This is a genomic window from Kitasatospora sp. NPDC058444 (assembly GCF_042721415.1).
Lineage (GTDB): Bacteria > Actinomycetota > Actinomycetes > Streptomycetales > Streptomycetaceae > Kitasatospora.
Genome location: NZ_JBHXLL010000048.1, coordinates 1 through 19,259, shown reverse-complemented (window position 1 = coordinate 19,259; position 19,259 = coordinate 1). Strand labels below are relative to the sequence as shown.

At 73.0% G+C, this 19,259-nt stretch carries 20 protein-coding genes; 4 read left to right on the top strand and 16 right to left on the bottom strand.

Annotation, left to right across the window (positions count from 1 at the left end; translation table 11 throughout):
- Nucleotides 1–20: 20 nt before the first annotated feature.
- From ACFWP2_RS33430 to ACFWP2_RS33370, 13 genes are all read right to left on the bottom strand, one after another.
- Nucleotides 21–683 carry a GNAT family N-acetyltransferase gene (locus ACFWP2_RS33430; RefSeq protein ID WP_380458536.1) on the bottom strand — a complete coding sequence of 221 codons (663 nt, stop codon included), beginning with the start codon at nt 681–683 and terminating at the stop codon, nt 21–23.
- 215 nt (nt 684–898) lie between these two features.
- Nucleotides 899–1,723, bottom strand: coding sequence for a MetQ/NlpA family ABC transporter substrate-binding protein (locus tag ACFWP2_RS33425; protein ID WP_380458533.1), 825 nt, complete (start codon nt 1,721–1,723; stop codon nt 899–901).
- A gap of 57 nt (nt 1,724–1,780) precedes the next feature.
- Nucleotides 1,781–2,509, bottom strand: a complete 729-nt coding sequence (locus ACFWP2_RS33420; protein ID WP_380458531.1) for a methionine ABC transporter permease — start codon at nt 2,507–2,509, stop codon at nt 1,781–1,783.
- Complete coding sequence (locus ACFWP2_RS33415) at nt 2,506–3,546, bottom strand: methionine ABC transporter ATP-binding protein (protein ID WP_380458529.1); 1,041 nt, start codon at nt 3,544–3,546, stop codon at nt 2,506–2,508. Before ACFWP2_RS33415 ends, ACFWP2_RS33420 begins: the two co-directional genes overlap by 4 nt.
- A gap of 551 nt (nt 3,547–4,097) precedes the next feature.
- Nucleotides 4,098–4,598, bottom strand: coding sequence for a GNAT family N-acetyltransferase (locus tag ACFWP2_RS33410; protein WP_380458527.1), 501 nt, complete (start codon nt 4,596–4,598; stop codon nt 4,098–4,100).
- A 207-nt stretch (nt 4,599–4,805) separates the two neighbouring features.
- Nucleotides 4,806–5,066, bottom strand: a complete 261-nt coding sequence (locus tag ACFWP2_RS33405) for an RNA polymerase sigma factor (RefSeq protein ID WP_380458525.1) — start codon at nt 5,064–5,066, stop codon at nt 4,806–4,808.
- A gap of 191 nt (nt 5,067–5,257) precedes the next feature.
- Entirely contained in the window at nt 5,258–6,682 is a 1,425-nt protein-coding gene (argH, locus tag ACFWP2_RS33400; RefSeq protein WP_380458523.1) for an argininosuccinate lyase, read from the bottom strand.
- A 178-nt stretch (nt 6,683–6,860) separates the two neighbouring features.
- Nucleotides 6,861–7,409 (bottom strand): arginine repressor, encoded by a 549-nt coding sequence (locus ACFWP2_RS33395; protein WP_049652068.1) that lies wholly within the window; start codon nt 7,407–7,409, stop codon nt 6,861–6,863.
- Nucleotides 7,410–7,432: 23 nt separating this feature from the next.
- Nucleotides 7,433–8,710, bottom strand: coding sequence for an acetylornithine transaminase (locus ACFWP2_RS33390; RefSeq protein WP_380458520.1), 1,278 nt, complete (start codon nt 8,708–8,710; stop codon nt 7,433–7,435).
- Nucleotides 8,707–9,582: an acetylglutamate kinase gene (argB, locus tag ACFWP2_RS33385; protein WP_380458607.1), complete on the bottom strand. Its 876-nt coding sequence runs from the start codon at nt 9,580–9,582 to the stop codon at nt 8,707–8,709. The genes ACFWP2_RS33390 and argB overlap by 4 nt, the downstream gene beginning before the upstream one ends.
- Before the next feature lie 191 nt (nt 9,583–9,773).
- Complete coding sequence (gene argJ / locus ACFWP2_RS33380) at nt 9,774–10,946, bottom strand: bifunctional glutamate N-acetyltransferase/amino-acid acetyltransferase ArgJ (RefSeq protein WP_380458518.1); 1,173 nt, start codon at nt 10,944–10,946, stop codon at nt 9,774–9,776.
- Nucleotides 10,943–11,971 (bottom strand): N-acetyl-gamma-glutamyl-phosphate reductase, encoded by a 1,029-nt coding sequence (gene argC, locus ACFWP2_RS33375; RefSeq protein ID WP_380458516.1) that lies wholly within the window; start codon nt 11,969–11,971, stop codon nt 10,943–10,945. Before argC ends, argJ begins: the two co-directional genes overlap by 4 nt.
- Nucleotides 11,972–12,065: 94 nt before the next feature.
- Nucleotides 12,066–13,277, bottom strand: a complete 1,212-nt coding sequence (locus tag ACFWP2_RS33370; protein ID WP_380458514.1) for a methyltransferase — start codon at nt 13,275–13,277, stop codon at nt 12,066–12,068.
- An 81-nt stretch (nt 13,278–13,358) separates the two neighbouring features.
- On the opposite strand from ACFWP2_RS33370, the gene ACFWP2_RS33365 reads away from it, so the two are divergent.
- Nucleotides 13,359–13,763 carry a VOC family protein gene (locus ACFWP2_RS33365; protein WP_380458512.1) on the top strand — a complete coding sequence of 135 codons (405 nt, stop codon included), beginning with the start codon at nt 13,359–13,361 and terminating at the stop codon, nt 13,761–13,763.
- Nucleotides 13,764–13,799: 36 nt separating this feature from the next.
- Complete coding sequence (locus tag ACFWP2_RS33360) at nt 13,800–14,174, top strand: RNA-binding S4 domain-containing protein (protein WP_380458510.1); 375 nt, start codon at nt 13,800–13,802, stop codon at nt 14,172–14,174.
- Between the two features lie 95 nt (nt 14,175–14,269).
- Here ACFWP2_RS33360 and ACFWP2_RS33355 read toward each other — a convergent pair whose 3' ends face one another.
- Nucleotides 14,270–14,776, bottom strand: coding sequence for an FBP domain-containing protein (locus ACFWP2_RS33355; protein WP_380458508.1), 507 nt, complete (start codon nt 14,774–14,776; stop codon nt 14,270–14,272).
- 275 nt (nt 14,777–15,051) lie between these two features.
- Nucleotides 15,052–15,936 (bottom strand): SAM-dependent methyltransferase, encoded by an 885-nt coding sequence (locus ACFWP2_RS33350; protein WP_380458506.1) that lies wholly within the window; start codon nt 15,934–15,936, stop codon nt 15,052–15,054.
- Between the two features lie 212 nt (nt 15,937–16,148).
- On the opposite strand from ACFWP2_RS33350, the gene ACFWP2_RS33345 reads away from it, so the two are divergent.
- Nucleotides 16,149–17,063, top strand: coding sequence for a polysaccharide deacetylase family protein (locus ACFWP2_RS33345; protein ID WP_380458504.1), 915 nt, complete (start codon nt 16,149–16,151; stop codon nt 17,061–17,063).
- 73 nt (nt 17,064–17,136) lie between these two features.
- On the opposite strand, the gene ACFWP2_RS33340 is transcribed toward ACFWP2_RS33345, so the two are convergent.
- A complete protein-coding gene (locus ACFWP2_RS33340; protein WP_380458502.1) occupies nt 17,137–17,955 on the bottom strand; it encodes an SDR family NAD(P)-dependent oxidoreductase in 819 nt (272 codons plus the stop codon).
- Nucleotides 17,956–18,261: 306 nt separating this feature from the next.
- Between ACFWP2_RS33340 and ACFWP2_RS33335 the strand changes: the two genes are divergently transcribed.
- Complete coding sequence (locus tag ACFWP2_RS33335) at nt 18,262–19,131, top strand: 3-hydroxybutyryl-CoA dehydrogenase (protein WP_380458500.1); 870 nt, start codon at nt 18,262–18,264, stop codon at nt 19,129–19,131.
- Nucleotides 19,132–19,259 lie beyond the last annotated feature (128 nt).

Sequence of the window (19,259 nt, the reverse complement as noted above, 5' to 3'; positions counted from 1 at the left end):
CGGAGCCGGGCCCGCGGGGATCAGTCGCGGAGCACGTAGCGGTCGTCGCCGTGCCAGCCCCGGTGGTGCGGTTCGGGCGACTCCAGGTCCTCCGGGAGCAGGCTCCACAGGATGAGGTCGCTGCGGCTCTCCCCCCCGGCCCGGCGGCCGGCGGGCTCACCCACCGCCTCGCCGGGCTCCCCCCGGACTATCCAGGCGCTGCGCAGCACGCCCTCGCTGATGCCGCCGACCTTCTGGGCGACCTGCTGGGCGGCGGTGTTCCCGGCGGCGGTGCGCAGCTCCAGGCGCTGGAAGCCGCGGTCCTCGAACAGCCACTGGGCGACGCCGAGGACGGCCTCCGGGGCGTAGCCCTCGCCGCGCGCCCAGACGGCGGTGACGTAGGAGATCTCGGTGCTGCGCAGCCGCCAGTCGGTGTTGCGCAGCTCGACCAGGCCGACCAGGCGCTGGGTCAGGTTCTCGGTGACGGCGAAGACGATGCCCCGCCCGGCGGCCCGGTGGGCGGGGGCGAGGGTGCGGGCGAGTTCGGCCGCGTACTCCTCGGTGAAGGGGTACGGCAGGTCCGTCCAGGCGAGGACGAGGTCGTCGGCCATCATCGTGGCCAGTCCGGGGGCGTCGTCCTCCGCAAGGGGTCGCAGCAGCAGCCGTTCGGTGCTGATGGCGGTCTCGGGGAAGCTCGCTGCCATGCCGTCTCTCCTCGCCGGGTCGTGAACACCACACCGTACGCCTCCGTCGTGCCCCGGGTGCCACACGGTGCGCTGCCCGCACGACGGTACGTCAGAACGCGGCCGGCCGGAGTGCCCCTTCCGCATACTGCCCGACCGGGCCCCCGCCGAGGTGCGGCGGGGGCCCGGTCGGGATCAGGGCGTCGAGCGGATCAGGGCGTCGAGCGGGTCGCGGCTCAGAAGGCCGGGATGACCGAGCCCTGGAAGGTGTCGTTGATGTACTTCTTGACCTCGTCGGAGTGCAGCAGCTCGGCCAGCTTCTTGACCCGCGGGTCGTTCTCCTTGCCCTTCTTGACGGCGAGGATGTTGGCGTACGGGTTGCCCTCGGCCTTCTCCAGCACCAGGGCGTCGGTGGCCGGCTTCAGGCCGGAGTCGATCGCGTAGTTGCCGTTGATGACGGCGGCGTCGAGGTCGGCGACGGAGCGGGGCAGCTGGGCGGCCTCCAGCTCCTTCCACTTGAAGTTCTTCGGGTTGCCGGTCACGTCCGCCGGGGTGGCGGCGGTGGTGACGCCGTCCTTGAGGGTGATCAGCTTGTTGTCGGCGAGCAGCTTGAGCGCGCGGCCCTCGTTGGTGGCGTCGTTCGGCAGACCGATGGTGGCGCCGTCCGGCAGGTCGCCGATCGCCTTGACCTTCTTGGAGTAGACGCCCAGCGGCTCCAGGTGCACCGGCTCGACCGACACGATGTCCGTGCCGCGCTTCTTGTTGAAGTCCTCCAGGTACGGGACGTGCTGGAAGAAGTTGGCGTCGGCCGAACCGTCCTGCACCGCCGTGTTGGGGGTCACGTAGTCGGTGACCTCCTTGATGTCGAGCTTGAGGCCCGCCTTCTCCGCGAGGTTGTCCTTGACGTACTTCAGGATCTGGCCGTGCGGGGTGGGGCTGGCCACGACCTTCAGCGGCGCGTTCGCGTCCGAGGAGGAGGACCCGGAGCTGCCGCAGGCGGCGAGCGAGAGGGCGACGCCGGCGGTGGCGAGGATGCTGGTGACCTTCAGAACGTTGCGCACGAAAAGTGCCTTTCTGCGGGGAACGGGGAGCCGCGTCCGGGGTCGGACGGGGGAGGTCTAGGAGGCGACGAGGTCCTCGTCGGGGGCCGTCCGGGTGCGGCCGAGCAGCCTCGTCCGGCCGCCGGTGCGGCCGCGGTGGGAGAGCCGCTGGACGGCGTAGTCACCGATCAGCTGGACGGCGGTGACGATGATCACCAGCTCGGCCACGATGACCCACATGAAGGTGGTCTCGAAGCGCTGGTAGCCGTAGTTGACGGCGAGGGTGCCGAGGCCGCCGCCGCCGACCGTGCCGGCCATCGCGGAGTAGCTGATCAGGGTGATGACCGTGGTGGTGACCGAGGCCACGATGCCGGGCAGGGCCTCGGGCAGCAGGGTCTTGCGGACGATCGTCCAGGTGCTGCCGCCCATCGACTGGACCGCCTCGACCAGGCCCCGGTCGACCTCGCGGACGGAGGTCTCGACCAGGCGGGCGAAGAACGGGATGGCGCCGATGGTGAGCGGCACGGTCGCCGCCTGCCAGCCGATGGAGGTGCCGACCAGCCAGCGGGTGAAGGAGATCAGCGCGATCATCAGGATGATGAACGGCACCGAACGGGCGAGGTTCACCACGAAGCCGATGGACTTGTTGACGGCCCGGTTGGCCAGCAGGCCGCCCTTGTCGGTGAGCACCAGCAGCACGCCCAGCGGCAGGCCGAGCAGGACGGTGACGGCCGCGGACACCCCGACCATCTGGAAGGTCTCCTGCGTGGCGGGCCCCATCAGGGCCCACATCTCGTCCCAGGTCATGCCACCGCTCCCTTCGCCGCACCGGTGCCGTCCGAATCGAGGAGGGCCACCTGAAGGCCCTGCTCGCGCAGGTAGCCGATCGGCACCACGTTGTCCTGGTGGCTGCCGGGCAGCTCGACCCGCATCCGGCCGACCATCCGGCCGGCGATGGTCTCCACCGCGGCACCGAGGATGTTGATGTCGATCTGGTAGGTGCGGGCGAGCTGGGAGACGAACGGCTGGGCCGAGCTGTCGCCCTGGAAGGTGATCTCCAGCACGGTGGAACCGGGGTGGCCGGTGCCGAACTCGCTGAGCGGGAACAGCTCGCGGGCCAGCTCGGAGCCGGGTGTGGCGAGCAGGTCGGTGAGCTCTCCGGACTCGATCACCCGGCCGCCGCGCATCAGGGCGGCGGAGTCGCAGACGGACTTGATGACGTCCATCTCGTGGGTGATCAGCAGGACGGTGAGGCCCAGCTGCCGGTTGAGGTCGCGCAGCAGCTTGAGGATCGAGCGGGTGGTCTCCGGGTCGAGCGCCGAGGTGGCCTCGTCGGAGAGCAGCACCTTGGGGTCGCCGGCCAGCGCCCGGGCGATGCCGACGCGCTGCTTCTGGCCGCCGGAGAGCTGGTTGGGGTAGCTGCGGGCCTTGTCGCCGAGGCCGACCAGGTCGAGCAGCTCGGCGGCCTTGCGGCGGCGCTCGGTGCGGTCCAGGCCGATGATCTCCAGGGGGAGCTCGACGTTCTGCTGCACCGTCCGCGAGGAGAGCAGGTTGAAGTGCTGGAAGACCATGCCGATCCGGCGGCGGGCCTCGCGCAGCTCCTTGCCGGCCCGGTTCTCGCCGCCGGCCAGCGCGGTCAGCTCGACGCCGTCCACGGTGACCGTGCCGGAGGACGGGCGCTCCAGCATGTTCACGCAGCGGATGAGGGTGGACTTGCCGGCACCGCTGGTGCCGACGACTCCGTAGACCTCGCCCGGGCGGACGTGCAGGTCGACGCCGGCGAGGGCGGTCACCTCGCGGCCTCGGGAACGGTAGACCTTCGTCAGGTCCGTGGTGGTGATCACAGCGGCTTTCCGTGGGTCGGGGGCGGGCGGCGTGGGTCGGCCGCCCGACCTGTGGGGGGTCGGCGGGGCGGCGTCACGGCGCTGCGCCAGGGGGGCCGGACCTGGCGTCCCTCGATCGTGGCCGTCGGCCGCCGGGGCCGCGCGAGGGCGTGGGCCTGACGGGTCACGGCGTCCGCGCGAGTGCGGGCACGACGAGGGAAGGGGTCCGGGAGGAGGGGCGCGCTCACACGGGCTGGAGCGACGCCGGAGTCTCGCTTCGGGGCGCGAGGGGAGGCGCCCTCAGCGGGGCGCCGGGGGCGGTGGCCCTCAGCGGTGACACATTCGACGACACATGGCACGCTCACCTGCCGGCAGGGTGCCGGTGGGGGTCCAGTTCGTCGTCGCAGTCATGTAAGCCAGTAAAACAGATGGGTCGAATTCCGCCCAATAATTTGGCAGAGCTGTCCGCAATGCGGACATGCACCGCCGTGACCTGCGCGGATACGACTCGGCGCCGCCACCGGTGGTCCGGATGGTGGCGGCGCCGGAAGGCGTGCGGCGGGGCGGCGGGCTCAGGCCGTGGCGGCGAGCGGCGCCGCGGCGGGCTTCTCCAGGTGGACGAAGCTCAGCCGGCTGCTGATCTGCTCGACCCGGGTCTGCCGGTAGCCCTGCCGAGCGTACAGCCGCAGGTTGCCGAGGCTGCGGTGGCCGGTGAACAGCCGGTAGACGCTCACCGGGCCGTCCTGGGCCATCCGGCGCTCCAGCGCGTCCATCAGGCGGCCCCCGAGGCCGTGGCGCTGCATCCGGGGATGGACGACCAGACGCCCTATCCGGCCGACGCCGTCGGCGCCGACGTGGCCGCGGACGGTGCCGACCACCTCGCCGCCCAGCCGGGCGACCAGGAAGTGCTGCTCGGACAGTTCGGCGCGCAGGCTCTCCAGGCTCTGCGTCAGGGGCTCCATCGCCCAGTCGCCGTACAGCTCGGCCTCGGACTGGTAGCCGAGGTACTGGAGCTTGAGGATCTGCTCCGCGTCCTCGACGTCAGCAGCCGAGATGATCACGCTCATGCCCATGTGGAGGGGCCTCCCCAGTCGTCGTGCCCGGCGCGCAGAGGGTGGCGCGCTCACGCTCAGTATCCGAGCGATCGCGCCACCGTCAAGAGCTACGTTCGCCAGCGCTCTACCCGGGTGTCAGCTCCCCTCAACCTTCGCGGGGACGGACGTGAGCAGGGTCACCTCCCGTGCCGCCCGGATTCCGCCCGGTCACACGGACGGGCCCGCTCAGGGATAGCGCTCCGCGTGGAGCAGCATCCGCAGGCAGGCCAGGCAGCGTGAGCGGGTGGGGCCGATCGAGCCGCGCGGCATGCCGAGCCGCTCCGAGAGCTCACGGTACGTGGGCGGCGGGTCCTCCGCGAGCGCGGCGATCAGCTGCGGGCAGCGGCCGGGCAGGGCGGCGACGGTCTCGCGGACCACGCGGCGGCGCTGTTCGGCGAGGTACACGTCCTCGGCGGAGGGGACGGCGGGCGGGAGGGGGGTGCACACACCGTGCATGACGGCCCGGGGCGGGGCCGGTTACGCCCGGGCCGGGGCGCGGACACCGGAGGGGCGCGCCGGTCGGACCGCCGCGCCCCTCCCCCGTCGCGCCGGGGATCGATCCCGACCGTGCCGGGCACCGGTCCCCAGCCGTGCCGGGCACCGACCTCCCGTCGGCGGACCGGCCCGCCGCGCCGGGGTCAGCCCCGGACCCACTCCTGCTGCCGCGCCAGGTCCGCCTTCACCTCGGCGAGCTGGACCGCGACCGCCGAGGGGGCCGTTCCACCGCGCCCGTCGCGGGCGGCGATGGCGCCGTGGACGCTGAGCACCGAGCGCACCTCGGGCGTCAGGTGCTCCGAGATCGCGGCGAACTGCGCGTCCGTCAGGTCGGACAGCTCGATGCCCTCGGCCTCGCAGACCTTGACGCAGGCGCCGGCCACCTCGTGCGCGACCCGGAACGGCACTCCCTGCTTGACCAGCCACTCGGCGATGTCGGTGGCGAGCGAGAAGCCGGCCGGGGCCAGCTCCTCCAGCCGCTCCCGGTGCACGGTGAGGGTGGCCATCATCCCGGTGAACGCCGGCAGCAGCACCTCCAGCGTGTCGCAGGAGTCGAAGACCGGCTCCTTGTCCTCCTGGAGGTCCCGGTTGTAGGCGAGCGGCAGCGCCTTGAGGGTGGCCAGCAGGCCGGTCAGGTTGCCGATCAGCCGGCCGGACTTGCCGCGGGCGAGCTCGGCGATGTCCGGGTTCTTCTTCTGCGGCATGATCGAGGAGCCGGTGGAGAAGGCGTCGTGCAGGGTGATGAAGCCGAACTCCTTGGTGTTCCAGATGATCACCTCCTCCGCGATCCGGGAGAGGTTGATCCCGATCATCGCGGTCACGAAGGCGAACTCGGCGACGAAGTCGCGCGAGGCGGTGCCGTCGATGGAGTTGCCGACCGAGCCGCCCTCGAAGCCGAGGTCGGCGGCGACGGCCTGCGGGTCGAGGCCGAGCGAGGAGCCGGCCAGCGCGCCGGAGCCGTACGGCGACACGGCGGTGCGGGCGTCCCACTGGCGCAGCCGCTCGGCGTCCCGGCCGAGGGCCTGCACGTGCGCGAGGACGTGGTGGGCGAAGAGCACCGGCTGGGCGTGCTGGAGGTGGGTGCGGCCCGGCATCGCGGTGTCCGGGTGCGCCTCGGCGAGGCCGACGAGGGCCTGCTGGAGGTCGAGCAGCAGGCCGCCGATGGTCTTCGCGTGGTCCCGCAGGTACATCCGGAACAGGGTGGCGATCTGGTCGTTGCGGGAGCGGCCGGCCCGCAGCTTGCCGCCGAGGTCGGGGCCGAGGCGCTCCAGCAGGCCGCGCTCCAGGGCGGTGTGCACGTCCTCGTCGGCGACGGTGCCGGTGAAGGTGCCCTCCCGGACGTCGGCGAGCAGCCGGTCCAGGCCGTCCAGCATGCCGGCCAGTTCCTCGCCGGAGAGCAGGCCCGCCTTGTGCAGGACCCGGGCGTGGGCCTTGGAGCCGGCGATGTCGTACGGCGCGAGGCGCCAGTCGAAGTGGACCGAGGCCGAGAGCCTGGCCAGCGCCTCGGACGGGCCGTCGGCGAAGCGCGCACCCCAGAGGCGGACGTCGGAGGACTGCTCGGCGGTCATCGCGTGGCTCCTTCATGCATGTGCAGTGGATGGCATAAGTATGCACGATGCGGTATGAAACACAAAACCCCGGCCGGAGGGTTCTCCGTCGGCCGGGGTTCGTCGGGGTCGGGGCGCCGAAAAGCGCCGAAAGGCGCTGCGAAACGCTGGAACGCGCTGCGAAGCGCTTCGCGGCCGGCTACTGCGCCTTCGCCTGGGCGAGTTGCATGAGGTGGTCGGCGAGCGCCTGGCCGCCGGCCGGATCGCGGCTGATCAGCAGCACGGTGTCGTCGCCGGCGATGGTGCCGATGATCTCGAAGACCTCGGCCTGGTCGATCGCCGAGGCCAGGAACTGGGCGGCGCCCGGCGGGGTGCGCAGCACCACCAGGTTGCCGGAGGCCGTCGCGGAGACCATGAGCTCGCCGGCCAGCCGGGCCATCCGGCCCTCGCTGGCCGACTCCCCCATCGGCGCGCGCGGCGTGCGGTCGCCGCCCTCGGCCGGGACGGCGTAGATCAGCGCGCCGTCCCGGTTGCGGATCTTGACCGCGCCCAGCTCGTCCAGGTCCCGGGAGAGGGTGGCCTGGGTGACCACGAGTCCGTCGTCGGCGAGCAGCTTGGCGAGCTGGCTCTGCGAACGCACGGGCTGGCGGGTGAGCAGGTCCACGATCCGCCGGTGGCGCGCGGTGCGGGTCTGCGGGACCTGCGGCGTCGGGCCGGCGGCGGACGGGCCGGAGTGGGAAGCGGTCATGTGATTATTCTCCCGGACGACGGTCAACTCGCATCGGCCGGGGCGCCCTCGCGCACCGTCCGGAGGATGTCCGGCAGCGCGGCCAGGAAGGCGTCCGCCTCCTGCTCGGTCAGCACCAGCGGCGGGGCCAGCCGGACGGCGTCCGGTACGGCAGCGTTGACCAGGTAGCCCGCCTCCTGCGCGGCGGCCTGGACCCGGGCCGCGACCGGCTCGGTGAGCACGATGCCCAGCAGCAGGCCCGCCCCGCGCACGTGCGAGACCAGCGGGTCGCCGAGCGCCTCGACGCCGTGCCGCAGCCGCTCGCCCAGCTTGCGGGTGTGCTCCAGCAGGCCCTCGGACTCGATCGTTTCCAGCACCGCGAGCCCGGCCGCGGCGGCCACCGGGTTGCCGCCGAAGGTGGTGCCGTGCTGGCCCGGGGTGAGCAGGTCGGCGGCCGGCCCGAAGGCGAGCACCGCGCCCATCGGCAGACCGCCGCCGAGCGCCTTGGCGAGGGTGACGACGTCCGGCTCCACGCCCTCGTACGCCTGGTGGGCGAACCAGTGGCCGGTGCGGCCGACACCGGTCTGGATCTCGTCCAGCACCAGCAGGGTGCCGGTGGCCCGGGTGATCTCGCGCGCCGCCCGCAGGTAGCCCTCGGGCAGCGGGACGGCGCCGTTCTCGCCCTGGATCGGCTCCAGGAAGACGGCGGCGGTCTCGGTGGTGACGGCCGCGCGCAGCGCCTCGACGTCACCGAACGGGACGTGGGTGACGTCGCCGGGCAGCGGGCGGAACGGGTCCTGCTTGGCGGGCTGGCCGGTGAGCGCCAGGGCGCCCATGGTGCGGCCGTGGAAGCCGCCCTGGAGGGCGACCAGGTGGGTGCGGCCGGTCCGCCGGCTGATCTTGAAGGCGGCCTCATTGGCCTCGGCGCCGGAGTTGCAGAAGAACACCCGGCCACCCGGGCGGCCGTCCAGCTCCAGCAGCCGCTCGGCGAGGGCGATGGTGGGCTCGGCCATGAAGAGGTTGGAGACGTGGCCGAGGGTGGCGATCTGCCGGCTCACGGCCTCGACGACGGCCGGGTGGGCGGTGCCCAGGGCGTTGACGGCGATGCCGCCGAGCAGGTCGGTGTACTCCTTGCCGTCGGCGTCCCAGAGCTTGCTGCCCTCGCCGCGCACCAGCGGGATGCGGGGGGTGCCGTAGTTGTCGGTGAAGGAGTGCTGCCACCGGTCGGCGAGCCGCTCGTTGCGCGTGGCGCCGGCCGGGGCGGTGTCGCCGGTGCCCTCGGTGCTCGCGATGCTCGCGGTGTTGTCGGTCCCGCCGGTCATGCCAGTCCCCCGGTCACGGTCGCTTCGTCGTCCGGCACGACCATCGTGCCGATGCCCTCGTCGGTGAAGATCTCCAGCAGCAGGCTGTGCTGGACCCGGCCGTCCAGCACCCGGGCGGTGCCCACGCCGGAGCGGACGGCGCGCAGGCAGCCCTCCATCTTGGGGAGCATGCCGCTGGCCAGGCCGGGCAGCAGCTCCTCCAGCTCGCTCGCGGCGAGCTGGCTGATCACGTCGTCGGAGTTCGGCCAGTCCTTGTAGAGGCCCTCGACGTCGGTGAGGACGACGAGCATCTCGGCGCCGAGCGCGACCGCGAGGGCGGAGGCGGCGGTGTCGGCGTTGATGTTGTAGACGTGGCCGTCGGCACCGCGGGCGATCGAGGAGATGACCGGGATGCGGCCGTCGGCGATCATCGCCTTCACCGCGCCGGCCTCGATGTTGACGATGTCGCCGACCAGGCCGATGTCGACCTGCTCGCCGTCCACCACCGCGTAGCGCTTGACCGCCGTCATGGTGTGGGCGTCCTCGCCGGTCATGCCGACCGCGAACGGGCCGTGCTCGTTGAGCAGGCCGACCAGCTCGCGCTGCACCTGGCCGGCCAGCACCATCCGGACCACGTCCATGGTCTCCGGGGTGGTCACCCGCAGGCCGTTGGTGAAGCTCGACTCGAGGCCCAGCCGGTCGAGTTGGGCGCTGATCTGGGGGCCGCCGCCGTGCACCACGACGGGGTGCAGGCCGGCGTAGCGCAGGAAGACGACGTCCTGGGCGAAGGCGGCCTTGAGGCTGTCGTCCACCATCGCGTTGCCGCCGAACTTGATCACGACGGTCTTGCCGTGGAAGCGCTCCAGCCACGGCAGCGCCTCGATCAGCGTCATGGCCTTGGGCAACGCGGTGTTGTTGCGGGCCTGTTCGCCCTTGGGTGCGATCTGCACGGGATTCCCTCGTCGATGGGGGTCCCCCCGGCCGCAGGCTGGGGGATGTCGCGGATCAGGTGTCGCGGATCTGCCGCTGATCTGCCGCGGATCGGGTGTCGCGGCTCAGGGTGTCGCGGACGAAGTGACGCGGATCAGGTCGAGTAGGCGCTGTTCTCGTGAACGTAGTCGGCCGTCAGGTCGTTGGTCCACAGCGTGGCGCCCGCCGTACCGGCGTTGAGGTTCGCGGTGATGACGACCTCGCGGCCCTTCATGTCCACCAGGTCGCGGTCCTCGCCCACGCCGCCCGCCTTGCAGACCCAGACGCCGTTGATGGCGACGTCCAGCTCGTTCGGGTCGAAGGCGGCGGAGGTGGTGCCGATCGCGGCCAGCACCCGGCCCCAGTTGGGGTCCTCGCCGTGGATGGCGCACTTGAGCAGGTTGTTGCGGCTGATCGTCCGGGCGACCTCGACCGCCTCGTCCTCGGTGGCGGCGCCGGTGACGTCGATCCGGATCTCCTTGCTCGCGCCCTCCGCGTCACCGATCAGCTGGCGGGCCAGGTCGGCGCTGACGGCGCGGACGGCCTCGGCGAACTCGGCCTGCCCCGGGGCGATGCCGGAGGCGGCGGAGGCGAGCAGCAGCACGGTGTCATTGGTCGACATGCAGCCGTCGGAGTCGATCCGGTCGAAGGTGGTGCGGGTGGCGCCGCGCAGCGCGGCGTCCAGGGCGGCGCTGTCCAGGTCGGCGTCGGTGGTGAGGACGACGAGCATGGTGGCGAGGCTCGGGGCGAGCATCCCCGCGCCCTTGGCCATGCCGCCGACCGTCCAGCCGGCCGGGCTGGTGTACTGGGCGGTCTTGTGCACCGTGTCGGTGGTCTTGATGGCGATCGCGGCGTCCTCGCCGCCGGTCCCGCTGAGCTCGCCGGCGGCCAGGGTGACACCGGGGAGCAGGATGTCCATCGGCAGCCGAACGCCGATCAGGCCGGTGGAGGCGACGGCGACCTCGCCGGCGTTGAGCTCCAGCTCCGCGGCGACCTTCTCCGCGGTGGCGTGGGTGTCCTGGAAGCCGAGCGGGCCGGTGCAGGCGTTGGCACCACCGGAGTTGAGGACGACGGCGGAGACCCGACCACCCTTGAGGACCTGCTCGGACCAGAGCACCGGCGCGGCCTTGACCCGGTTGGCGGTGAAGACGCCGGCGGCCGCGAGCGACGGGCCGTCGTTGACCACCAGGGCGAGGTCGGGGGTGCCGGAGGCCTTGATGCCGGCGGTCACCCCGGCGGCACGGAAGCCCTTGGCCGCCGTCACTCCGACGTTCGTGGTCGTGCTCACGGTGCGACTCCGTTCACGGGAAGGCCGAGCTCCTCGGGCAGGCCGAGGGCGATGTTCATGCTCTGCACCGCGCCGCCGGCGGTGCCCTTGACCAGGTTGTCGATCGCGCTGATCGCGATGATCCGCCCGGCGGCGGCGTCCAGGGCGACCTGGACCAGGGCGGTGTTGGCGCCGTAGACGCTGCTGGTCTGCGGCCACTGCCCCTCGGGCAGCAGGTGGACGAAGGGCTCGTCCGCGAACGCCTCGGCGTAGGCGGCGCGCAGGCTCTGCGCCGTCACCCCCGGCCTGGCCTTGGCCGAGCAGGTGGCGAGGATGCCGCGCGGCATCGGGACGAGGGTGGGGGTGAAGGAGACGGTGACCGGCTCGCCCGCGAGCGGGGTGAGGTTCTGCGCCATCTCCGGGGTGTGCCGGTGGACGCCGCCGACGCCGTACGGGCTGACGCTGCCCATCACCTCACTGCCCAGCAGGTGCGGCTTGGCGGCCTTGCCGGCGCCGGAGGTGCCGGAGGCGGCGACCACCACGGCCTCCGGCTCGGCGAGCCGCGCGGCGTACGCGGGGAACAGCGCCAGGGAGACGGCCGTCGGGTAGCAGCCGGGGACGGCGATCCGGTTGCTGCCCTTCAGTGCGGCGCGGTGGCCGGGGAGTTCGGGCAGGCCGTAGGGCCAGGTGCCGGCGTGGGCGGAGCCGTAGAACTGCTCCCAGTCGGCGGCGGCCTTGAGCCGGAAGTCGGCGCCGCAGTCGATGACCAGGACGTTCGGACCGAGCTCCTCGGCGACGGCGGCGGACTGGCCGTGCGGCAGCGCCAGGAAGACCACGTCGTGGTCGGCCAGCACCTCGGGGGTGGTGGCTTCGAGCACGCGGTCGGCGAGCGGGAGGAGGTGGGGCTGGAGCGCGCCCAGTCGGGTGCCCGCGTTCGAGCCGCCGGTCAGCGCCCCGATCTCCACCTCGGGGTGGCCGAGCAGCAGGCGCAGCACCTCGCCGCCCGCGTAACCGCTCGCGCCGGCGACGGCGACTCGCAATGCCATGGCGTTCCTCCTTCGTCTTGGCATGAATATACGCGCGACGGAAAATTCATGCAAGGAGTATGTGCCGGAACCCCGCCGGGGCGGGGCGGCGAGGTCAGCGCTTGACGGCCCGCAGCACCACGAACTTGGGGTTCCCCGCGACGAGTTGGCAGTTGCCGAAGAGGCGGCGCAGCTTGACGTGGTAACCGAGGTGGCGGTTGCCGACCACCCAGAGTTCCCCGCCGGGCCGCAGCGCCCGCTTGGCGCCGGTGAACATCCGCCAGGCGGTGGCGTCGGTGGTGGCCTGGTGGGAGTGGAACGGCGGGTTGTTGAGCACCAGGTCCACCGAGCCGGCGGCGATCGCGTCCGGGGCCAGGGCGTCGGCGGTGAGGAACTCGGCCGGGGCGTCCGGGCCCAGGTTGCCGCGGAAGGTCTCCTCGGCGGAGGCCACCGCCTGGTGCGACTCGTCCACGAAGACCAGCTCCGCGCCGGGCCCGGCCAGCGCGGCGGCCGTACCGACCACGCCGTTGCCGCAGCCGAGGTCCACCACCCGGGCGCCGGGGGCGGGGACGGGCAGGTGGGCCAGGAAGAAGCGGGTGCCGATGTCCAGCCGGTCGGCGCAGAAGGTGCCCGCGTGGTTGACGACCGTACGGCCGGAGGCGGCACCGATGTCCGACGGCAGCGCGTAGCGGTGCGGCCACGGGTTGGGGCCGGGGTCCAGCGCCCGGTCCGGGGTGCAGTGGATCAGCCGGGCCTTGCGGACGGCCAGCGAGGTGCGGGTCGGGCCGAGGATCCGCTCGAAGAGCTGGAGCGTGGAGGTGTGGATCTCGGTGACCATGCCGGTGCCGATCACCACGGTGCCCTCGTGGAGCGCGGGGGCGAGCCGGTGCAGCTGGTCCTCCAGCAGGGCCAGGCTCTTGGGGACGCGCACCAGCAGCACGTCGATCCGCTCCGGCGGGGCGTCCCGGGTGGTGAGCAGCCGGGCCCCGTCGACGGTGGCGCCGGCCCGGGCCAGATTGGCCAGGGTGGCCTGCCGGCCGAGGTGGGAGTCGGAGATCTGGACCGGCCGGTACCCGGCGAGCGCCGTGGTCAGCGCGCCCCAGCGGTCGCCGAGGACGGCGACCGTGCGGCCGGTCAGCTCGGTCGCGGTGCCGGCCGCGCTGTCGGCCTCACCCGCGAGGTGGCGCAGCAGGTACTCGTCGGCGGCGTCCCAGGCCCGCAGCCGCTCGCGCGGGTCCACGGGGAAGCGGGTGAGCTCGAAGCTGCCCCACGGGGTGGCGAAGGAGGTTTCCGGCGGGGTCGCGGCGCGCGTGGTCTGGGGATTCATCGTGTTCTCAGGCTATCCGACGGCCCCCGGGAGCGGTTACGGACGGATACTGGAAGAGCCCGACCGAGAGGGGTGAGGGCGATGGAGTGGAAACTCGAAGTCGTGGTGGTCCCGGTGTCGGACGTGGACCGCGCGAAGCTCTTCTACGAGGAGCAGGCCGGGTTCACCGTCGACCACGACACCCTGCTGCGGGACGGGACCCGGGTGGTCCAGCTGACTCCGCCCGGCTCGCCCTGCTCCATCGTCGTGGGCAACGGGGTGATCGACTCGCCGCCCGGCTCGGTCAAGGGCCTCCAGCTGGTGGTGCGGGACATCGAGAAGGCGCACGCGGAACTGGCGGCACGGGGCGTGGAGGTCAGCCCGGTCCAGCACTTCGTGGCGGGAGGCCGGGTGGACGGGCACGGCGAGGCCTGGAACAACTTCGTGTTCTTCAACGACCCGGACGGGAACGGCTGGGCGGTCCAGGAGGAGCCGCGCGCCGCGTAGCGCGGAGCGGCCACCGGCCTTGGGTAGGCTCCGAGGATGGCTGAACACGAGGGAAGCGTGCGGGTGGACAGCTGGATCTGGTCGGTCCGGCTGGTCAAGACGCGGGCGCTGGCGGCGGCCGCCTGCCGGGCCGGGCACGTCAAGGTGAACGGCGAGCGGGCCAAGCCGGCCCAGTCGCTGAAGCCCGGGGACGAGGTGCGGGTCCGCGAGGAGGGCTACGAACGCGTCGTGGTGGTGCAGAAGCTGATCCGCAAGCGGGTCGGCGCCGAGGTCGCGGCGCAGTGCCTGGTCGACAACAGCCCGCCGCGACCGCCGCGCGAGTTCGTCGCGGCGGCCGGGACGCGGGACCGGGGTGCCGGGCGGCCGACCAAGCGGGAGCGCCGCGAGCTGGACCAGCTGCGCGGGCTCTGAGCCGGACGGAGAGCGGGCCGCACAGGGACCGGGCCGCACGGGGGCCGGGCCGCACGGGGGCCGGGCCGTACCGTCCACGGAGGGGTGCGGCGGCGCTACGCCGCCGCGGTGGCGAGCACCTTGGCGAGGAAGCCGCCCAGGTTGCCCACCGTACGGTCGATCTGCACCTCCAGCGGCAGCGACTCGTCGGGCCGGGTGACCAGGGTGGACTTCTTCAGCCCGCGCACGTAGAGCGAGCAGGCGAGGTCGGCGCAGATGTAGGTGCCGACCGTGTTGCCCTCGCGCCCGGCCGTCCCCGCCCGGCGGGCGGCGAGCAGCGCGACCCCCGATCCGGCGTGCGCGGTGATGCACAGCGAGCACACGTTGGTCTTGGTCAGGCTGCGCCGGATCACCGGCGAGCGCAGCGTCACGCCGACGAGCTCGCCCTCGTACGGCGCCACCAGGTACGCCCGGTCGGGCGCGCCCTGGTCCCGCCAGCCGAGGAAGTCCAGGTGCTCCCAGGGCAGTTCCGCCAGGCCCCGGGGCAGGTTGAGCCGGCGGGCCTCGCCCTTGGAGCAGTTGACGAAGGACGCGCGGATCTCGTTCTCACTCAGGGGTTCCATGCGGCGGAAGCTAACACCGGGCGGCCCGTGGTGTCGCGCCCTTTTTCACCCGGTCCGCACCGGATGGGCGGCCTGGACGGCGAGCCGCCGCGGGGCGTCCTCCCCGATCCGGGTGAGCAGGTCGTCCAGGGCGAGGAAGGCCTCCCAGCGCTCCCGCCCGCCGGCCCGGGCGGTGAGGGATTGTCAGTGCGGGTCCGTAGGCTTCGACGGTCCGGTCCGATCCCGGCGCGGGGAGGGGAGGCGCCGGGGCCGGACCCGAGCGGACGGCGGGGGCGCTACTTCTTGAAGGCGACGCCGCCGTACGCCGAGACGTCCTGCCAGCCCTCGGGGAGTTCGGAGGTGGGCACGTGGCCGGCGGTGGGGCGCCAGAGCGGGAGCTGGACGAGCCCGGGGCCGACGAACTCGAAGTCGCCGAAGAAGGGCTCGACGCCGGAGCGCGAGCGCAGCACGAGCGGGGCGCTGGCACTGCGGTAGATCCGGGCGCCCTCGGAGGCGCTCTCGCGGGAGGCGAAGTCGGGGCTGCCGTGGGAGAGGATCAGCGCGCTGCCCGGGGCGAGCGCGTCGCGCAGGGTGCGGACGATCTGCTGCGCGCCGTCCTCGTTGCGGATGAAGTGCAGCACGGCGACCAGCATCAGCGCGACCGGCTGGGAGAGGTCGACGGCGCCGGCCAGCGCGGGGTGGCCGAGGATCGCGGCCGGATCGCGCAGGTCGGCCTCGATCACCGAGGTGTGCCCGGCGGGGTGGCTCGCCAGCAGGGCGCGGGCGTGGGTGGCGACGATCGGGTCGTTGTCCACGTACACCACCCGGGCGTCCGGGGCGACCCGCTGGGCGACCTCGCTGGTGGAGCCGACCGCCGGGATGCCGGTGCCGATGTCGACGAACTGGCGCACGCCCCGGCTCGCGACGAACTCCACGGCGCGGCCGAGGAACTGCCGGTTGGTGCGGGCCAGCAGCGGCAGCGCGGGGTAGGCGGATATCGCGGCCTGGGCGGCCTTGCGGTCGGCCTCGAAGTTGTCCTTGCCGCCGAGGTAGTAGTCGTACATCCGGGCGGTGTGCGGGACGCCGGTGTCCAGCTCGCTCGGCGGCTGCCAGTCCTCGGCTCTGGCCCAGTCCCACTCGGTGTCCGTGCTCCGGCCGGTCGCCGCGCCGTCCTCGTCCATGCTGTCCGCCCCCAATGCGCAATGCCGGAAGATCGTGGCCACCGCAGGTCGACACGCGGTGCGCGGTGATCGTATCCAAGGACACGGCGGCGAAACAGCGGGAGTTCAGGTTTACGCAACACCCGGCGACGGAGTGTGTGCACGTCAAACCCGGTGCGGCCGGTCGGGCGCCGGATCGCCCGCCGCAGCCGTCCTCTCTATGCTGGCTGCCGATGACTGCCGACCGCCGCACCGTGTTGCGCACCACCGCCCGCATCGCCGCCCTCGCCGCCACCGGCGGCCTACTCACCGCCTGCGGCACCGGAACGCTCCGCCGGGCCGACCCGGGGGCGCTCGCCGCGCACCCCGGAACCGTGGACCCGCAGCACACCACCGACCCGGCCTGGAACGGCGCGGAGGGTCCGGCCTCCCCCGCGCCCACCGCCCCGGCCGAGCCCGGGCCCACCGGTGAGCCGACCGCCGCCGCGGCCGCCGCCCAGCCCTCCGCCCCGCCGGCCCCACCCGTGCTGCCGCCGCTCGCGCCCGGGACCCCGGCCGAGGTCGCGTACGGGCCGCGCACCGGGAAGAACGTGGCGCTCACCTTCCACGGCAGCGGCGACCCCAGGCTGGCCACCGCCCTGCTGGAGATCGCCGAGCAGCGCGGCGCCAAGCTGACCGTGATGGTGGTCGGCAGCTGGCTCGACCAGCAGCCGCAGATGGCCCGGCGGATCCTGGACGGCGGCCACGAGCTGGGCAACCACACCCAGAACCACCTCAACATCTCGGCGATGACCCCGGACCAGGCGCGCGCCGAGATCGCCCAGTGCGCGGAGCGCCTGCAGCGGCTCACCGGCTCGATCGGGCGCTGGTTCCGGCCCTCCGCCGCGCAGTACGCCACCCCGATGGTGCGCGAGCAGGCCAGGGCGGTCGGGTACGAGCACGTGCTCTCGTTCGACGTCGACCCGCGCGACTACAACGACCCCTCGGCCGCCGACCTCCAGCGCCGGGTGCTGAACTCGGTGCGCGGCGGCTCGGTGGTGGCGCTGCACATGGGGCACCAGTGCACGGTGGACGCGCTGCCCGGCATCCTGGACGGCCTGGCCAAGGCGGGGCTCGCGCCGGTGACCGCCAGCCGGCTCTGCGCCTGACCGTCCGGTGACCACCCGGTGACCGCCCGGGACGGAACGCCCGGGACGGAACACCCGGACTGGAACACCCGGGTCAGATCATCGGATCGTCGGACTTGTACGGGCGCAGCCGCAGCGTGCGGGCGTCCGCGACGCGGATCGCGTCGGCCCGGTTGACCAGTTCCTCCAGGTCGTCCCGGCCGGCGTGGATGAAGCGCCCGTGCAGCCCGTCGAAGCGCCCGCGGGCCGCGTCCACGGTGACCGCGACCATGTACGGGATGGAGCCCCAGGTGGTGGTCTCCTTGAACATCGGCATCCCGGCGGTCATGTCGGTGGCCACCGCGCCCGGGCTGATGTCGAGGACGACGATGCCGTTGCGGGCCAGCGAGTCCGCCATGTTGTCGGAGAGCTGGAGCAGCGCGCCCTTGGAGGTGGCGTACGCGGTGTAGTTGCCGTCCGGGCGCAGCGCGAAGCCGGAGTTGAGGTTGATCACCCGGCCGCTCCGGCGGGTGACCATGCCGGGGAGCACGCAGCGCAGCAGGTTGTAGGGGCCGCGCAGGTTGGTCTCGACCACCTGCCACCACTGGTTGGCGTCGGTCTCCCAGAGCGGCACCTCGGCGCGGTCGACCAGGCCGGCGTTGTTGACCAGCAGGTCGATCGGCCCGAGGTCGCGCTCGATCAGCCGGACCGCCTCGCGCACCGAGCCGGGACGGGTGACGTCGGCGGTCACGGCGACGCCCCGGGAGCCGCGCTTGACGCACTCCTTGAGGGTGTCGGTCAGCGTCTCGTGGGTGCGGCCGACCAGGCCGACGGACATCCCCTCGGCGGCCAGGCCGATGGCGATCTCCCGGCCGATTCCCCGGCCGGCGCCGGTGATCAGGGCGACCTGTCCTGCGAGCGATCCCGTCGACACCCCTGTGCTCCCTTCGCATCCCGGATCCTGTCCGCTTCCGCCCCCGGCCCCCGTCTGCGGCATTCTGTCGGGCGCCGGGCGGAGCGGGCCCCGGGCACACGGGGCCGGGGTCGCCGCCTCACTCGTTCGGGGGATTCCCGACGGTGGCACCCTGCCGGGGAGGGGGTGACCTACTGGCCGGTACGGAGTAGTAACGTCGTCGGGGCGGTGACCGGTGCACCCATTCCGGTTCACCGGCCCGTCGTCCAGCAACTGGCTGGGCCACCCGTAGCTGGGCGACCCCCAGCACCGTCGAAGGGCAACTGAGTGAGTGACATCGCGCGCGTCGGAGTGATCGGCTGCGGCCTGATGGGGTCGGGCATCGCCGAGGTCTTCGCCCGGGCCGGGCTGGACGTCCTGGTGTCGGAGGCCAGCGGTGAGGCGCTGGAGTTCGGCCGCACCCGGCTGACCAACTCCTTGGAGACGGCCGTCAAGCGCGGCAAGCTGACCCCCGAGGAGCGGGACGAGGCCCTGGCCCGGCTGTCCTTCACCGTCGAGCTCTCCGACTTCGCCGACCGCGACCTGGTGGTCGAGGCCGTCGCCGAGCGCGCGGACATCAAGGTCCAGATCTTCGAGACCCTGGACCGGGTGGTCGAGCGCCGCGACGCGATCCTCGCCTCCAACACCTCCTCGATCCCGATCGTGAAGCTGGCCGCCGCCACCACCCGCCCGGAGCAGGTGATCGGCCTGCACTTCTTCAACCCGGCGCCGGTGCAGAAGCTGGTCGAGGTCATCCCGACCCTGACCACCTCGGCGACCACCACCGAGCGGGTCGAGGCCTTCGCCTCCCAGGTGCTCGGCAAGGAGCCGATCCGCGCCCGCGACCGGGCCGGCTTCGTGGTCAACGCGCTGCTGGTGCCGTACCTGCTGTCCGCGGTGCGGATGTTCGAGTCGGGCGTGGCCACCGCCTCCGACATCGACAAGGGCATGGAGGCCGGCTGCGCCCACCCGATGGGCCCGCTGCGGCTGTGCGACCTGATCGGCCTGGACACCATCGTCTCGATCGCCGAGTCGATGTACGACGAGTACAAGGAGCCGCTGTACGCCGCTCCCCCGCTGCTCTCCCGGATGGTCGACGCCGGCCTGCTGGGCCGCAAGTCCGGCCGGGGCTTCTACGACTACACCGCGAGCGCCTGACACTCGCGGCGCGCGAAACGGTGGGGCCCGGCGGGCCGGGGACCGGCCCCCGGGCCCCCCCCCGGGGCGGGCCGCCGCTGGTGTGGGGGTTTGGTGGGGCCGTGGACGAGCAAAAAAGAGGGGGGCGG